Annotated in this window: 13 protein-coding genes and 1 pseudogene; 11 read left to right on the forward strand and 3 right to left on the reverse strand. The window is 66.8% G+C overall.

Annotated features, from left to right (window positions below; genetic code table 11):
- Nucleotides 1-87: 87 nt before the first annotated feature.
- On the forward strand, nucleotides 88-912 hold the full coding sequence (locus ACOOGH_RS03085; protein WP_420447517.1) for a polyprenyl synthetase family protein: 825 nt from the start codon (nucleotides 88-90) through the stop codon (nucleotides 910-912).
- 81 nt (nucleotides 913-993) lie between these two features.
- Nucleotides 994-3672, forward strand: coding sequence for an efflux RND transporter permease subunit (locus tag ACOOGH_RS03090; RefSeq protein ID WP_420447518.1), 2679 nt, complete (start codon nucleotides 994-996; stop codon nucleotides 3670-3672).
- Nucleotides 3673-3983: 311 nt separating this feature from the next.
- Here ACOOGH_RS03090 and ACOOGH_RS03095 read toward each other — a convergent pair whose 3' ends face one another.
- The gene (locus tag ACOOGH_RS03095) at nucleotides 3984-4421 is read right to left on the reverse strand and encodes a hypothetical protein (RefSeq protein WP_420447519.1); all 438 of its coding nucleotides are present in this window, start codon (nucleotides 4419-4421) and stop codon (nucleotides 3984-3986) included.
- Nucleotides 4422-4535: 114 nt separating this feature from the next.
- Between ACOOGH_RS03095 and ACOOGH_RS03100 the strand changes: the two are divergent.
- The 3 genes and pseudogenes from ACOOGH_RS03100 (at nucleotide 4536) to ACOOGH_RS03110 (ending at nucleotide 7492) form a co-directional block, all read left to right on the forward strand.
- Nucleotides 4536-5715: pseudogene (locus ACOOGH_RS03100) on the forward strand (IS3 family transposase).
- A 724-nt stretch (nucleotides 5716-6439) separates the two neighbouring features.
- Nucleotides 6440-6601, forward strand: coding sequence for a DUF2188 domain-containing protein (locus ACOOGH_RS03105; RefSeq protein WP_420447520.1), 162 nt, complete (start codon nucleotides 6440-6442; stop codon nucleotides 6599-6601).
- A 132-nt stretch (nucleotides 6602-6733) separates the two neighbouring features.
- A complete protein-coding gene (locus tag ACOOGH_RS03110) occupies nucleotides 6734-7492 on the forward strand; it encodes a DUF2442 domain-containing protein (RefSeq protein ID WP_420447521.1) in 759 nt (252 codons plus the stop codon).
- Between the two features lie 37 nt (nucleotides 7493-7529).
- Here the strand turns inward: ACOOGH_RS03110 and ACOOGH_RS03115 are convergent, their stop codons facing one another.
- The gene (locus tag ACOOGH_RS03115; RefSeq protein ID WP_420447522.1) at nucleotides 7530-8450 is read right to left on the reverse strand and encodes a hypothetical protein; all 921 of its coding nucleotides are present in this window, start codon (nucleotides 8448-8450) and stop codon (nucleotides 7530-7532) included.
- Between the two features lie 125 nt (nucleotides 8451-8575).
- On the opposite strand from ACOOGH_RS03115, the gene ACOOGH_RS03120 reads away from it, so the two are divergent.
- The 5 genes from ACOOGH_RS03120 (at nucleotide 8576) to ACOOGH_RS03140 (ending at nucleotide 14245) form a co-directional block, all read left to right on the forward strand.
- Nucleotides 8576-9808 carry an IS256 family transposase gene (locus tag ACOOGH_RS03120; protein WP_420438216.1) on the forward strand — a complete coding sequence of 411 codons (1233 nt, stop codon included), beginning with the start codon at nucleotides 8576-8578 and terminating at the stop codon, nucleotides 9806-9808.
- 81 nt (nucleotides 9809-9889) lie between these two features.
- Nucleotides 9890-10384 (forward strand): hypothetical protein, encoded by a 495-nt coding sequence (locus ACOOGH_RS03125; protein ID WP_420447523.1) that lies wholly within the window; start codon nucleotides 9890-9892, stop codon nucleotides 10382-10384.
- The gene (locus tag ACOOGH_RS03130) at nucleotides 10287-11417 is read left to right on the forward strand and encodes an amidase (RefSeq protein WP_420447524.1); all 1131 of its coding nucleotides are present in this window, start codon (nucleotides 10287-10289) and stop codon (nucleotides 11415-11417) included. Before ACOOGH_RS03125 ends, ACOOGH_RS03130 begins: the two co-directional genes overlap by 98 nt.
- A 54-nt stretch (nucleotides 11418-11471) precedes the next feature.
- Entirely contained in the window at nucleotides 11472-13211 is a 1740-nt protein-coding gene (locus ACOOGH_RS03135) for an amidase family protein (protein WP_420447525.1), read from the forward strand.
- A complete protein-coding gene (locus ACOOGH_RS03140) occupies nucleotides 13208-14245 on the forward strand; it encodes a threonine aldolase family protein (RefSeq protein WP_420447526.1) in 1038 nt (345 codons plus the stop codon). The genes ACOOGH_RS03135 and ACOOGH_RS03140 overlap by 4 nt, the downstream gene beginning before the upstream one ends.
- Before the next feature lie 52 nt (nucleotides 14246-14297).
- Here the strand turns inward: ACOOGH_RS03140 and ACOOGH_RS03145 are convergent, their stop codons facing one another.
- On the reverse strand, nucleotides 14298-15413 hold the full coding sequence (locus tag ACOOGH_RS03145) for an AI-2E family transporter (protein ID WP_420447527.1): 1116 nt from the start codon (nucleotides 15411-15413) through the stop codon (nucleotides 14298-14300).
- 169 nt (nucleotides 15414-15582) lie between these two features.
- Here ACOOGH_RS03145 and ACOOGH_RS03150 point away from each other — a divergent pair, with 169 nt between their 5' ends.
- The gene (locus tag ACOOGH_RS03150) at nucleotides 15583-16008 is read left to right on the forward strand and encodes a cobalamin B12-binding domain-containing protein (protein WP_420450053.1); all 426 of its coding nucleotides are present in this window, start codon (nucleotides 15583-15585) and stop codon (nucleotides 16006-16008) included.
- Nucleotides 16009-16016 lie beyond the last annotated feature (8 nt).

The following is a 16016-nucleotide window of genomic DNA, read 5'->3' on the forward strand; positions in this document are numbered from 1 at the left end:
GCGTTGCATAGCCAGGGACCTCATGCCCCAACCGGCGTGCTCGCGAGCGCGGACGAACGAGAGGGGGAGGCGGGCGGCCCGTTCGCGTTGGACGGGTTCCTGGCGGCGAGCCGGAAGCGCGTCGATTCCAGCCTCGACGCCGTGCTGCCAGCGGCGACGCAGCACCCCGCAGACCTTCACCGGGCCATGCGTCACGCCGTGTTCCCGGGAGGTAAGCGCCTGCGTCCGGCGCTGACACTCGGCGCTGCCGTAGCGGCGGGAGTGGATCCCGAAGAGGCCATGCCCGTTGCGAGCGCGGTGGAACTGGTTCACGCCTGCTCGCTCGCGCTCGATGACCTGCCGTCCCAGGACGACAACGCCGTGCGCCGGGGACAGCCGGCGGTGCACGTCGCCTTCGACCCCGCTACGGCCGTGCTGGCCGCCAGCGCCCTCCTGGCCGAGGCGTTTGCGCAATGCACGCGGCTGTCCGACCCATCGGCAAGTGTCGCTGTAGGGGCGTGTCTGACTCGCACCATCGGACCCCAGGGTGTGATCGGCGGACAAATCGATGACCTTGCATTCACCCCCGCCGAGACAAGCCTGGAGCACATCGAGTTCATCCATTTGCGCAAGACCGCCGCGCTCTTCCGCTTTTCGGTCTGGGGCGGCGGTGTCGCCGGGGGACTTGTGGGCGAGCAGCTTGGCCGCCTGGACCCTTTTGGACGCGCCTACGGCCTTGCCTTCCAGGTGGTGGACGACATGCTTGATGAGGATCTGGGTGAGTGCTCGATCCTGCATGTGCTTTCGCGGAAACAGGCGCGTGGTCGCATCCACCAGTTGCTGGACGAGGCGGTACGCCAAATCGAGCCGTTCGGGCCGGACGGCTGGGTCCTGGCGGGTCTGGTGCGTCGCCTGTACGGGTTGCTGCCATAACCGTCACGAAGGCCCGGGACTACCTGACCTTCCGCTCGTCGGCCCCGCGAGCCTCCTTCCTGAAATCCACGGGTAGCTAGCGTGCGCCGCGGCGCCGGACGCGGCCCGGTCGCCTGGATGGCGGCGAACGACACGGCGGCCACCGCCGTGATGCTGTTTCTGCTGTTCGGCGGCCTGTACGCAGCCTTCGGGCTCGTGCAGGAGGTGATCCCCGACTCCTCGCTGGATCGCGTTCAGGTCATCGTGCCCTACCCGGGCGCCACCGCGGAGGAAGTCGAGGAGTCCATTCTGCGTCCGATCGAGGAACAGATCCGGAGCGTGGACGGATTGGACCGCGTGGCGGCGACCGCCTCCGCCGGGCTCGGCCTGGTGATGGCCGAATTCAAGGTGGGGACAGACATAAGCCGCGCGGTCAACAACGTGAGGGCCGCGGTGGACCGCATCCCGTTCCCCGCCGCCGTGGAGCGGCCCGAAGTGCGGGAGCTGACCAGCCGTCAGAGCGTGATGCGCCTGATCGTGCACGGCGACGTCCCGGAGCGCGCGCTCAAGGAGATGGCGACCGAGGTCGAAGAGGGAATCTCGGCCCTTCCCGAGGTGTCGCTCGCCGGCACGAGCGGGATTCGTCCATACGAAGTATCGATCGAGCTTCCCCAGTCGACCCTTCGCTCGCTGGGCCTTACCCTCGAGGACATCGCGGGGACGGTGCAGCAGGGGTCGCTGGAGTTCTCGGCCGGCCGGATATCCAGTCCGGAGGAGGAGTTCTCCGTCCGAACCGTGGGACGGAACTACGACCAGGTCGACTTCGAGGACATCGTCGTGCTGAGCCGCACGGACGGGACGCTGGTGCGGCTAGGCGACATCGCCACGGTGCGCGACGGCTTTGCGGACACAGATCTCTCCATTCGCTACAACGGACGCCCCGCGGCCCGCGTCGAAGTGTACCGCACGTCCGACGAACACTTGCTCGACATCGGCGAGGCGGTGCGGGCCTGGGTGGCCGAGGTCCGGCCAGATCTGCCCGCCGGCGTGGACCTCGAAATCTGGAGCGACGACTCCTCCCTGGTGGGCGGTCGGCTGCGGCTGATGGTGAAGAACGGGCTGTTCGGGCTCCTGCTGGTCTTCCTCGCCCTGGCACTGTTTCTGGAGATCCGGCTTGCGCTATGGGTTTCCGTGGGTCTGGCCGTCTCGTTCACGGGGACGTTCCTCGTGATGGGCTTCGCGGGCATGTCGATCAACATGTTCTCCATGATGGGCCTCATCCTCGCCATGGGGATCGTCGTGGATGATGCGATCGTCGTGGGGGAAAGCGTCTACTCGGAGCGGGAGAAGGGCACCGGCGGGCTGACGGCGGCGATACGGGGCACAAAGCAGGTCAGCGGCCCCGTCATCTTCTCGGTCCTCACGACGATCGTTGCGTTCTCGACCCTCCTGACGGTCCCGGGCGCCCAGGGAAAACTGGTCCGCGTCGTCCCCATCGTCGTCATCTGCGTCCTGTTTATTTCGCTCCTCGAGTCGCTACTGGTCCTTCCGAACCATCTCGCCCATCTCCCCGCCCCCGGCCAGCCGGCTCGCCACCGAACCGCTGAACTCCTGAGCGGGATCCGGGGACGCGTGGACCGCCTGCTGAAGCGTATCGCCGACGGACCCTTCGACCGCGGCTTGCGTCTGGCCACGGAGCAGCCGCTCGTCGTGCTCGCCTCGGCCGCAGGTCTGCTCGCCATCGCGTCGACCCTCGTCGTCTCCGGCATCGTCCCGAACCGATTCAACGTCCCCCTGGAAGGCGACATCGTCTCCACGGATCTGGAGCTGCCCACGGGGGCGCCGACAGAGCTGACGGGCGGGGTGGCGGACCGCGTGGAAGCGGCTGGTCATCGGGCCGTGGCCCGCATTGCCGCGGAGCGGGGAACCGCATCGAGCGCTCTCCCGCTCGAGGTCAATGTTGCCGTCACGCTAGGGCAGCGGGCCGAACTCTTCGATCCACTGTCCGGCGACGCGTTTCGTCCCCCTCGCAGTCACGTCGCCACGGTCCAGTTCAAGCTCATCGACTGGGAACGCCACGACATCGCGGCGTCCGCGTTCCAGCGCGCATGGCGGGAGGAGATGGGCACGATCCCCGAGGCGAAGGCGGTGTCGATGACGAGCAGCATCGCCGGTGGCGACCTCCCCGTCCACTACGATCTCTCCCATCCCGATCCGGATCGGCTACGTGCGATCGCCGAGGAGGTGGCCGCGGAAGTCGGCGCCGTCGATGGCGTCTTCGACGTTCGGAGCAATTTGGATGAAGGATCCGACGAGTTGCGGCTGCAACTCGAGCCGATGGGCCGATCGCTCCAGTTGACGGTCGCCGACTTCGCCGGCCAGGTACGAGCCGCGTTCTTCGGCGTCGAAGCGGTCAGGGTCCCCCGGGGTCGCGAGGACGTGCGGGTCTACGTGCGGCTCCCGGAAGAGGAGCGGAATTCCGCCGTAGATGTCGAGAGGTATATGGTGCGGACGCCGGGGGGCGGCGATGTGGCACTGGGCCAGATCGCCTCGGCTTACGTCGCGCGGCCCGCATCCGCCATCCACCGGCTGGACGGACGCCGGGCCGTTACAGTCACGGCGGACGTCGACGCGGTGACCACGACCGGCCGTCAGGTGGATGACCGCCTCGAGCGTGACCTCCTCGCGCCGCTTGAAGCGCGGGATACGGACTTCACCTACGCATTCGGCGGAGAGCGCAAACAGCAGGACACCGTCAATGCCGCGCTGGCGGATTGCTAACGGCCAACATCACGGCAGGAGATCACGTAAGTCGAACCAGGACTGCACGATCTGCAACTCCTGCTGTCGGCCTAAATCAGATACTACCGTGTCGAGATAGCAGGAAAAACGGGGTCCGATGGCGGGAATCTGGACTTCTCCGTTAGCCCCGTTGCGTGGCATCCCACATGGGGGCTCCCCAGTTGGTCCATGTCCGGCGAACTCTGGCAGGCCTCCTCTCTCGATCCTCTGGTCAAACCCTTGCGGCTCGCCGCAAAGTGCGCATGTTTCTGAGAGGCCATCGCAACCGTGGCAACTACGGGGAAGCGCCTTCAGAGCGCGAGTTGCGAGAGGCCTTGGATGGCTAGCCGAAGAAGAGTCTTGACCAATTCAGCCAACCGGCGCACGCATTCGTCGATCCCGTGCGTGACGATTCCTTGTGCATCCCTGTTTGCTAAGCCCTTGACCGTGGCAACTAACCGGTTAAGGAGCGCCCGAAGTCCATCCTTGCGGGCGCTGACGCCATGAGTCCAGTTGAGGTGCGACATGACCGCGGCTGGGGCACCGGCAGCCTTGGCCTTGGCCTCCGCCAGCGTGGGGTACTCGTCAGCTCGAACGTACACGCCGGCATTCCCGGCCACTCCAGAGTCGTCCTTGAGCCACAAGACATATGTCTTCAACGCTTCATCAAAGCCGATACACCCCAACTCCTCTTCGTGGCCGCCCAAGTGCTGAATTAGGCGGTCTCCCGACCAGAGTATGGCACTCATTTTCAACACCTCCCCCAACTTCGTGACCTCAGGCCACGCTGGCGCTCACCGACGACTGGAGTTGCCCCGCTTTGACGGACACCTATCCATTGGGGTCAAGCAAGGAGGTGTCCTATGGCGGGCCGGCAGGGGCGGTATCCGTCCGAGTACAGGGAGCGGCTGGTGGAACTGGCGAGGAGCGGGCGTAGCGCCGCGTCACTCGCCCGGGAGTTCGATCCGTCGGAGCAGACGATCCGGAACTGGGTCCGGCGGGCGGACGTGGACGAGGGGTTCCGTAGCGACGGGCTGACGACGGAGGCGCGCAACGAACTGCGGCGCCTGGAGCGTGAGAACAAGCGGCTCAGGATGGAGCGGGACATCCTAAAAAAAGCCGCGGCCTGACCACCGCTGCGCGGCGGTGCCCCGCGCAGGAGAGCGGATCGATCCCCGGCGGGGGTACGCGTTCATGAAGGCGCACCGGGCCGAGTTTCCGCTTCGGGCCATGTGCCGGGTGCTGGGTCTCTCCCCCAGCGGCTACTACGACTGGCTCAAGCGTCCTGCCTCGGACCGCGCGCGGCGGGACGCGCAACTCGAGGCGCGGATCGGGGCGATCTGGACCGGGAGCGGCGAGACGTACGGCCGTCCGCGGATCCACGCGACGCTCAGGGCCGAGGGCGAGCGGGTGGGCCAGAAGCGCGTGGGGCGGCTGATGAGGGGCTTGGGGATCGAGGGCGCGACCAGGCGGCGCTTCAAGACGGCGACGACGAAGAGGGACACCGAGGCCCGGCCCGCGCCGGACCTGGTGAGGCGGGACTTCTCGGCCTCCGGGCCCGACGAGCTGTGGGTGGCCGACATCACGTATGTGCCCACTTGGGCGGGCTGGCTGTACCTGGCCGTTGTGCTCGACGTCTGGAGCCGTCGCGTCGTCGGCTGGGCCATGGCGACGCACATGCGGACCGAACTCGTCGAGGCCGCGCTGTCGATGGCCCTCGCGCGCCGTCGTCCCCGGGGGCGCATCGTCCATCACTCCGACAGGGGCTCGCAGTACACCTCGCTCGCCTTCGGGGAGCGCTGTCGCGAGTCGGGCATCGCCCAGTCCATGGGCTCGGCGGGCGATGCGTACGACAACGCCATGTGCGAGTCGTTCTTCGCGACGCTCGAGTGCGAGCTGATCTGGAAGCGCTCCTTCCGCACGGCGGACGAGGCGCGACGGGAGGTCTTCGGCTTCATCGAGGGCTTCTACAACACCCGGCGGCTGCACTCCGCACTCGGCTACGAGTCGCCGGCAGACTACGAGAGGAACCATGCGGCCTGAGGCGCACCGGCGGCGCGCACGGACGTCCTCTCCCGAGCGCCTGAGAGAGGCCGAAAGGAGAAGAGCCCGAGACGATCAACCACAGAAACTAACCGTCCGTGAAAGCGGGACAGCTCCAGTTCTGGTATTTGATGAACTTGGCCCAAAGCTGGTGAGTTGAGGGTTGCGTTAAGCGTGAAAGCGCAAGAAAAACAAGGAGTTGTGAGAACTGAAATTTATTTGACGGGTACTTGATGGAATGCAGGAATAAACCAGGATTCGGCGATTCGGTAAACGACCCAGGTGCCTTGGTTGTAGGAGCTGGGGAAGACTTGGTTTGGGATCCTTCGTTGGTGGAACAAACCTCGCGGCCCATCCACGAAGGTACGGTAATCACCCGACACCCGGCCTCGCCGAGATCAGCGGTGCAAGCTGCGGTCTTCACCTCCTTCTTGGCTGACTTCTTCCGGCTCCGGGGCTTCCGGCTCCCCTTCTTGAAGAGCTGATACGGCGTCCGTCCCTTCATCGCTGCCGCGCACCTGCCCAGCCCGAGGTGCACCCGAGTCAAACGAGCGAGCCAGCACGTCGGCGTGGCGACCCTTGGCGTACCTGCCGGCTCCGGAGTTCTTCCGGCTCCGTGTCGCCTGGATCGAATCGCCCCAAGACAGCAGTGCCTTTACCGGACACATATGGCTAATTACACTAGCGATATGTCCGGTCATCCCGGGTGAAGGAAGTGCAAACCATGGCGAGGAAGCGTAACCAGCACGTTGTCCCTGCGAAGGATGGATGGGCAGTCAAGCCCGCGGGTAGCCCGAAGGCAGCTAAGGTGTTCGAGACGCAACGGGATGGACACATATGGCCGGGACTTCCTACCCACCGACGGGATGAGGCTGTCGCCGGATGAGTGACGCGAGACCGTTCAGCCACATCGCTTTCTATCGGGACGGTGGAGGACTGCTTGCCGGACGACGAGTTTCGCGCCTTGGCGAGACAGCGGTCCGCCGCCGGTCGCGCTGGACCGTCTCCGAGCCTGGTCGTGGCTCTGGCGAGTGAGCTGCTGGGCCAGGACCGGCTACGGCTTCCGAACTGGGTGGATACGGACACACGCTACCTGGTGGTGCTGGATGTGCCGGAGCAGGCGGTGCTTCGTCTCGCCTCGACGCTTCGGCTCCACAAGCCGGATCGGCGGCTGCAGGTGTGTCGGGATCCTTCCGTCGTGAAGCGTCTGGTCATCGCGCTCAAGCGACCGGCCGCGTGGGAGGGCATCCTTGACGCGTATGTCCTCGAGGACTCTCTGGTGGTGGTCCTAGGGGACATGAGCGTGTGGCAGTTCCCGGTCGGAAGGCTTCCCAAGGTCAGGCGGTTCGAGCCGGCCGTCGTCCGCCGGTTCGAGATCGATTCAGCCGGTTCCTTCCTGCATTGGCCCGATCGGGATGTGCACATGGGTCCATCTCAGATGTTGCAGGCTGTGGATCCCGTGCATCTCGCCGAGGTGGAGATCCGTCGGTATGAGATGGAGAACGTGTCGCAGGCCCTCCGTGAAATGAGGCATGACCGGCAGTTGAAGCAGACGGAGATCCCGGGGCTGTCGGAGAGGCACGTTCGGCGGTTGGAGAAGGAGGAGATACGCCTCACGGTCGAGGCGGCGGGAGAGTTCGCGCGTGCGTTGGGACTGACGTTGTCCGAGTTCATGGACGAACTGAGTGGGCGGATAACGGGTCTACGAGAGACTGTGGGGTCGAATCGGCCGCGCGATCATGTGGTCGAGCGGAGGAGTGCCGCTCAGCACTCTTGATCCAGGGCACGGTGCGACACGGTGTGTCGCCCATGGATCACAGGGCAGAGGTGAGTGCGCGCAGCTCCGCTGACACGTCGATGTGATGTCTAGGTTCGACGGGGTCGCCAAGCGTGGAAACCGCGAAGCGGTATTCGGATTGGCTCGCGAGAGATGTCCTCTTGGTGAACCACGCACGTGGGCCGCCGTGGAGGTCGAGCCAGTCGTCTTGGGAAGCGATGTAGCCCGAATTGTCCTCGTAGTGAACCGGACCGTGGCAGACGTGCACAATGGTGTCAATCTGGCCCGAGGAGTCCGGCCATCGGGTCGGATTGTAACTGCTATGTCCATAGCAAAACTCATCGAACTTCCCGAGCGTCACGTCGGTCGCCTTGTCAAGGTTCAGCGCGAAATCGATGCCGAGCCACATGGCGAAGGCCTCGGGATCACGAATCTTGGTTGCCGCTGTGTAGCCGTACTTCTCGGCGAAGTGATCCTTCAAGCGGTGCACTTCACGGTCCCGTTGGTAGTGAGACGCGCAATAGATCCAAGGTTCGCGTGACGCTGCGAAAGAAATGCTCGCGTTTGTCACCGCCCCAGTCGACAAAACCGTTTCGGCCCACTGGATGCTGTCCTTAGTGAGAGTCCCGTCGTGGGCGTCGCCGATACCGGGTGCCAAGTCTGTCTGCTCACGGTAGTAGGCAGGCGTCGCCAGTTGGAGCCTCGCCGTCCGAAACGGCGTATAGGCGGGCTCCGAGAAAACCGCGACGTTTCCGACGGTCGACGCACCCTGCGGGCGGTAGTCGAGGCGGCGAACGAGAATCAGGTGCAGCGCCTTGGCTGCCCGGTCCTGCACGCTTGCTGCGTCAGTGAAGAGTGGAGTCGGCGAGGCTGCGCGGCTCGCAGTCACTCGTTGGCGAAAGGCAGCCTCCATCGTCTGATTGGCGGCTTGGATGGCATCGGATCCGACGCGGCACACAACGAGTCGACTGCCTCGGTGGGTCGAAACGGATGGGCTGTGAGACTCCATCGCTGACCTCAAAGGGAGTGTGCTGATTTCTGTGTAAATGGCCATGGAGTAGACTCTGGAAGCGGGAGGAGACCATGGCGAGGAAGAAGGATGCGACGGAGCGGGAGGTAGACGAGCTTCTCGACAGCCTGCTGGAGGGCCGCAGCCCGGAAGAGATCATGGGCGGAGGCGGTCTTCTGGAGGCGCTGACGAAGCGGGTGGTGGAGCGGGCGCTGGAGGGAGAGCTCACCGACCACCTGGGCTACGAGAAGCACGCGAGAGAGGGCCGCAACGGCGGCAACTCGCGCAACGGCCGTACGCGGAAGCGAGTGAAGACGGACACGTCGGAGTTCGAGATCGAGGTGCCTCGGGACCGTGATTCGACGTTCGACCCGAAGTTCGTCAGGAAGGGCCAGCGTCGGCTGGGCGGGTTCGACGAGAAGGTGATCGCGCTGTACGCGCGGGGCATGACGACGCGGGAGATCCAGGGTCACCTGAAGGAGCTGTACAAGGTGGAGGTCTCACCGTCGCTGATCTCGGCGGTGACCGACGCGGTCCTGGAGGACGTGAAGGCGTGGCAGGGCCGGCCGTTGGATACGGTGTACCCGATCGTGTATCTGGACGCGATCCACGTGAAGGTGCGTTCCCGGGGCCACGTCCGGACGCACGCGGTCTACCTTGCCCTGGCCCTGACGCTCGAGGGCAACAAGGAGCTGTTGGGGCTGTGGGTGGGCGAAGCGGAGGGGGCGAAGTTCTGGCTCTCGGTCCTCACCGAACTCAAGAACCGGGGGGTCGAGGACATCCTGATCGCAGCGATCGACGGCCTCAAGGGCTTTCCCGAGGCGATCGAGTCGGTGTTCCCGAAGACGCAGGTCCAGCTCTGCATCGTGCATCTGGTGCGCGGCTCGCTCCGGTTCGTCGCCTGGAAGGAGCGCAAGGCGGTCGCCAGGGACTTGCGGGCCATCTACAGGGCTCCGAGCCTGGAGGCGGCCGAGACGGCGCTGGAGGCCTTTTCTCAGCGCTGGGACGAGCGCTTCCCCATGATCAGCCGGAAGTGGCGGGCGAACTGGGCGAACCTGACCCCGTTCTTCGATTATCCGCCCGAGATCCGCAAGGTCATGTACACGACGAACGCGATCGAGGCCCTGAACGCGCAGCTCACGAAGGTGACGAGGAAGCGCGGCGCGTTCCCAACCCCGGAGGCGGTCAGGAAAGTGCTGTACCTTGCGATCGAGAGGGCGTCACAGCGCTGGACCCGGCCCGTTCAGGACTGGACCGGCGCCCTGAACCACCTGTCGATCGTGTTCGAGGGCCGAGTGCCCGTATGAGTGCGAGGGCCATTTACACAGAAAATCTGACAGTCCCTCCGCGTCGCCGGACTCGACTTCTCCGAGGACGAAATCGACCTCATGGTCGAGGAAGTGAACGGGATGCGGGAGCGGTACGCGCAACTCCGCACGATGGGTATGCCGAACTCGGTCGTCCCCGCGCTCCACTTCGAACCCGTGCTCCCCGGGACCTCGTACCCGGCGCCCTCGGCTTCGACCGTCTTCCGCTACACGCGGCCCCGGGGTCTCGAGCGGCCCGCGAACCTCGAGGAGCTTGCCTTCCGGCCCGTGACCGACCTGGCCGAACTCGTCCGCACGCGGCAGGTGACGTCGACCGAACTCACGGAGATGTACCTGAGCCGGCTGCGAGCGCACGGCGACACGCTGCTGGCCGTGATCGCCCTCACCGAGGACCTCGCCATGCGGCAGGCGGCGCGCGCCGACGCGGAGATCGCGCGCGGCTACTACCGGGGCCCGCTTGCACGGCATTCCCTGGGGAGCCAAGGACCTCCTCTCGGAGGACGAGGCGCGCACGACGTGGGGCGCGAAGCCCTACGAGGACCAGTACATCCCTGAGGACTCCACCGTGGGGCGCAAGCTCGAGGAAGCGGGGGCCGTGCTCGTGGCGAAGCTCACGCTGGGGGCGCTGGCGAGGGGAGACGTCTGGTACGGCGGACTGACGCGCAACCCGTGGAACCTCGAGCAGGGATCGAGCGGCTCCTCCGCCGGATCCACCGCTGCGGTCGTCGCCGGCCTCGTCCCCTTCGCGATCGGGAGCGAGACTCTGGGATCGATCGTCTCCCCCTCCACCCGCTGCGGCGCCTCCGGGCTCCGGCCCACCTTCGGGCGTGTGAGCCGGGCGGGGGCGATGGCCCTCTCGTGGTCGATGGACAAGCTGGGGCCGATCTGCCGCAGCGTGGAGGACTGCGCGATCGTACTCGATGCGATCCAGGGGTCGGACGACCAGGATCCGACGGCGCGAGACGTGGCCTTCGACTGGGATCCGGGCCGCCCGCTCTCCGACCTGCGCGTGGCCTACGTCCCTTCAGCCTTCGAGGAGGAGCGCGAGGACGCGGAGTGGAAAGCGTTCGACGAGGCGTCGCTCGAGGCCGTGCGGGGGCTCGGGATCGATCCGGTGCCGCTGGAACTCCCCGATGACCTCCCCTACGACGCGATGCGGATCATCCTCAGCGCGGAGCAGGGGGCGGCCTTCGACGACCTCATCCTGAGCGGGCGGGAAGACGAACTCGTACTGCAGGGGGCGAACGCGCGCCCCAACATCATGCGCATCGGGCGCATGATCCCGGCGGCCGAATACATCCAGGCCAACCGGCTGCGCACGATCGCCATGCACCGCTTCGCCCAGGTGATGGAGGGGATCGATGTCGTCGTCACCCCAAGCTTCGGCGGGTCGATGCTCCTGCTCACGAACCTCACGGGACACCCTCAGGCGGTGATCCCGAACGGGTTTCGGACGACGGATGGGACGCCGACGAGCATCTCCTTCGTCGGGAAGCTGTTCGGCGACGCTGAAACGCTGCGGTTTGCGAAGGCGGTACAGGACGCGACCGACCACCACCTGCGGTATCCGCCGGCATTCGCTTCGTGAACGGCGCGCCCCCGAGCGTGCCGCGCACCGTGATCCACCATGAGGGAGGTGAGGATGTTCGATGAAGGGCGCGTCTCCAGCCGTACGTCGGATACCGTGGGACTGGACCGCCGTGCGTTCATGGCCGCGGCCTCCGCGCTGGGACTGGGAGCCACCGCCCTCCCCGCCGCCCTGTGGGCGCGCACCGACGGGGGCCAGGAGGCGCTGACCAAGGCCGACATCTCCGCCGCCGCGCGGGTCGCCGGGCTCGAGTTCACGGACGAGGAACTCGATCTCATGGTGGAGGATCTGAACGGGACGCGGGAGAGCTACGACGAGTTGCGCACGGTCGAGATCCCTAACTCCGTCGTCCCCGCGCTCCACTTCGAGCCGGCGCTGCCGGGGGCTTCGTATCCCACGGAGTCCAGCGTCTTCCGTTACACGCGACCGCGGGGGCTCGCGCGTCCGGCAGACCTCGAAGCGCTCGCGTTCGCGCCCGTGACGGAGTTGGCCGAACTGGTCCGCTCCCGACAGGTGACGTCCACCGAACTCACGGAGATGTACCTGGGACGGCTGAAGGCGCACGGGGAGACGCTCGAGTGCCTGATCACGCTTACCGAGGAACTCGCCCTGCGGCAGGCGGCGCGCGCCGACGCGGAAATCGCGCGCGGCTACTACCGGGGGCCGCTGCACGGGATTCCGTGGGGGGCGAAAGATCTCCTCGCCGAGGATTCCTACCGCACGACGTGGGGCGCCAGGCCATACGAGGACCAGCACATCCCCGACGACTCCACCGTGGGTCGACGGCTCGAGGCGGCGGGGGCCGTGCTCGTGGCGAAGCTCACGCTGGGCGCGCTCGCGCAGGGAGACCGCTGGTACGGCGGACAGACGAAGAATCCGTGGAACCTGGAGCAGGGATCGAGCGGTTCGTCCGCCGGTTCCGCGTCGGCCGTGGTGGCGGGGCTCGTCGGGTTCACGATCGGGAGCGAGACGCTGGGTTCCATCGTTTCTCCCTCCACGCGCTGCGGCGCCTCGGGACTCCGGCCGACGTACGGGCGCGTGAGCCGGGCGGGGGCGATGGCCCTCTCGTGGTCGATGGACAAGCTGGGACCGATCTGCCGCAGCGTGGAGGACTGCGCGCTCGTCCTGCAGGCGATTCACGGCGCGGACGGGATGGATCCCACGGCGCGCGACGTGGCCTTCGACTGGGACCCGGGCCGGCCGCTCTCCGATCTCCGGGTGGCCTACGTGCCCTCGGCCTTCGAGGCGGAGCGCGAGGATGAGGAGTGGCAGGCGTTCGATGAGGCCTCGCTGGAGGTCGTGCGGGGGCTTGGAATCGATCCGGTCCCCCTCGAGCTCCCCGACGACATCCCGTACGGCGCAATGCGGATCATTCTGAGCGCGGAAGCGGGGGCCGCCTTCGACGAACTCACCCGGAGCGGGCGGGACGACCTCCTCGTGCGGCAGACGCGCGGCGCGTGGCCCAACACCTTCCGCAAGGCACGCATGATCCCCGCCGTGGAGTACATCCAGGCGAACCGGCTGCGCACGATCGCCATGCACCGCTTCGAGCGGGCGATGGAGGGGATCGACGTCGTGGTCACGCCGAGCTTCGGGGGATCGATGCTCCTGCTCACGAACCTCACGGGACATCCGCAGGCGGTGATCCCGAACGGGTATCGGTCGGAGGACGGGACGCCGACGAGCATCTCGTTCGTCGGCAAGCTGTTCGGGGACGCGGAGGCGCTGCGGCTCGCGCTGGCGGTGCAGGACGCGACGGAACATCACCTGCGGCGTCCGCCCGAGTTCGCGTGATCGACCTCCGCAGCGACACCGTGACGCGCCCGACCGAAGCGATGCGGGCGGCGATGGCGGCGGCTCCCGTGGGGGACGATTGCTACGGGGACGATCCGACCGTGCTCGAACTGGAGCGGCGGACGGCGGAGATGCTCGGCAAGGAAGCCGCCATGTACGTGCCCACCGGGACGATGAGCAATCAGCTCGCCTTGCGCGCGCACACGGAACCGGGCGACACCGTGCTCATCGGCCCCGGGGCGCACATCTGGTTCGGAGAGGGGGGCGCACCGTCGCCGATCTCCGGGGTCGTCATCAAGCCGCTTGAGGGCGAACGCGGCATGTTCGGCGCGGCGACGCTGCGGGCCGCGCTCAACCTCGACATGGGGACGGTGCGGGCGCGCATGCAGTCGCCCGTGCGGCTCGTCTGCGCCGAGAACACGCACAACGGTGCGGGCGGCGCGGTGTGGCCGCTGAATCTCCTGGGCGAGATGCTCGGAGCCGCGCGCGACGCTGGCCTCGCGACTCATCTCGACGGCGCCCGGCTCTGGAACGCGACTGCGGCCACCGGCATCCCCGAAGCCGAGTTCGCGGACGGCTTCGACACCGTGAACGTCTGCTTTTCGAAGGCGTTGGGCGCCCCGCTGGGTTCAGCTCTCGCCGGCCCCGCCGACCTCATCGAGCGCGCCCGGCGCTTCAAGCAGCTCTACGGCGGGGGCTTCCGGCAGGCCGGGATCGTGGCGGCTGGCGCCCTCCATGCGCTCCAACACCACCGCGAGCGGCTCACCGAAGACCACGCCCGGGCGAGAACCCTCGCCCGCGGGCTCAGCGGCATCCCCGGTCTGGAGGTCGACGTCGAGGCCGTGGAAACCAACATCGTCCGCTTCCGCACGACCGATGTCGACGCGCCTGTGTTCGCCGGGCGGTGCCGGGAGGAGGGAGTCCTGCTGAACGCCTACAGTCGTCAGCACCTCCGCGTCATCCCCCACCTTCACACGACGGACGACGATGTGGCGGGGGCACTGGAGATCTTCCGCCGGGTCGCCGCCGCCTGACGGACGCCGAAGGGCGTTTCCCGGGTGTCACCCGGGCGCTGTCCCGTCGGATTCAGGGCGTCTGCGCCTCGGCCGATCTCCCCATCGCCTGCGCGACCTCGGACTCGATGGCCGAGGTGATTTCGTCCGACCTCTCCGAGCCGAGCATGACGGCGATCCAGCGGGTCGACTCGTTCGTCCCCAGCACGATGCGGAACATCACGGTGAGCGGCACCGAGAGCAGCATCCCCACGGGTCCCAGGACCCAGCCCCAGAAGACGAGCGAAGCGAAGACGACGAGCGTCGACAGGCCCACGCTGTACCCCATGACCTTGGGCTCGATGAGGTTGCCCCAGACGACGTTGACGACGAGGAACCCGGACGCGGCGGCCACCGCGGTTCCGACGCCGACCGTGAGCCACGCGACCAGCACCGCCGGCACGGCGGCGATGAAGGAACCGATGTTGGGCACGTAGTTCAGCAGGAACGCGAGCACCCCCCACAGAATCGGGTAGTTGACGCCGAGAAGCGCCATGAGCGCCGCGATGCAGAGGCCGGTTCCGAGGCTGACGATCGTCTTCAGCACCACGTAGCGCCGGACCGCGGTGCCGACCTTCTCCCAGTTCTCCCGTGCCTCCGTCGCATCGGCCTCGCCGAACGCGATCCGCACCTTGGTGGGGAAGCTCGAGAGCTCGAGCAGCATGAAGACCATGGTGAGGATGATCAGGAACCCGTTGGCGAGGATGAACCCCAGGTTCTCGACCAGCTCCCGCATGAGGCCGAGCAGCCAGCTGGGCGAAACGAGTTCGTCGGCATCGAGCAGCGGAGACTGAAGCCCGAAACGCACGAGGAAGTCGCTGAGCGTGGCCTCCAGCGCCTCGACCTGCTCCGCGAAAAGAAGGTCGAGTTGCGCTTCCGTGCGTCCGAGTTCGACGACGGGGGTCGCGAGGAGCCCGCCCGCCATCGTCCCGAGGGAGAGGATGACGAGCACGAGGCCGAGGACCGCGACGGACTTGGGAATCCGGTGGTCCGTCATCCAGCGCAGAGGCGTGGAGCACAGGATGGTGAGAAAGAGCGCGAGCACGAAGGAGACGATTAGAGCGGAGGCGGCGCGCATCCCGGCCACGATGATGACGAAGGCCGCCAGGTTGAGGAGGATCCGGTGTACTCGTGTCGCGTCGTCGCGCATGGAACGAGGGTGCGGCGCGGAGCGTGTCGAAGCAACCCCGGGAGAGGCCGGATCGTCGTTGCAGTCTGCGCCTTTCCGCGGATACCTTCGACCGTTCCCTCGACACATCGAACAGACAGAGAACTTCCGGGCTGAACTCCCCGGAAAGAACTGCCGAGAGAAGCGCTTGATCGAACGGAAGATCCGCGTGCTCGTCGCCAAGCCGGGGCTCGACGGCCACGACCGGGGCGCGAAGGTGATGGCGGCCGCTCTCCAGGACGCCGGGATGGAGGTCATCTACACGGGACTCCACCAGACGCCCGAGATGATCGCCGCCACCGCGCTCCAGGAGGATGTGGATGTCGTCGCGCTCTCGATCCTGTCGGGGGCCCACATGACGCTCTTTCCGCGCGTGAAGGCGTTGCTGGATGAACAGGGGATGGATGAAGTGCTCGTCACCGGAGGGGGGATCATCCCCGCCGAGGACATGGAGGCGCTGGGCGAACTCGGCGTCGGCCGTCTCTTCGGTCCCGGAACGTCCACGTCCGACGCCGTCGCCTATATCCGCACCTGGTTCGAGGAGAACGGGCGCGAAGCCACCGGGGCGACAGGCTAGCCGCGCCC

The organism is Candidatus Palauibacter sp. (genome assembly GCF_965213655.1).
In the GTDB taxonomy this organism is placed as follows: Bacteria; Gemmatimonadota; Gemmatimonadetes; order Palauibacterales; family Palauibacteraceae; genus Palauibacter.

Coding starts and splice junctions, on each gene's coding strand:
- ACOOGH_RS03095 (WP_420447519.1), bottom strand. CDS start 4,421: ATGAGTGCCATACTCTGGTCGGGAGACCGCCTAATTCAGCACTTGGGC.
- ACOOGH_RS03105 (WP_420447520.1), top strand. CDS start 6,440: ATGGCGAGGAAGCGTAACCAGCACGTTGTCCCTGCGAAGGATGGATGG.
- ACOOGH_RS03120 (WP_420438216.1), top strand. CDS start 8,576: ATGGCGAGGAAGAAGGATGCGACGGAGCGGGAGGTAGACGAGCTTCTC.
- ACOOGH_RS03125 (WP_420447523.1), top strand. CDS start 9,890: ATGGTCGAGGAAGTGAACGGGATGCGGGAGCGGTACGCGCAACTCCGC.
- ACOOGH_RS03135 (WP_420447525.1), top strand. CDS start 11,472: ATGTTCGATGAAGGGCGCGTCTCCAGCCGTACGTCGGATACCGTGGGA.
- ACOOGH_RS03145 (WP_420447527.1), bottom strand. CDS start 15,413: ATGCGCGACGACGCGACACGAGTACACCGGATCCTCCTCAACCTGGCG.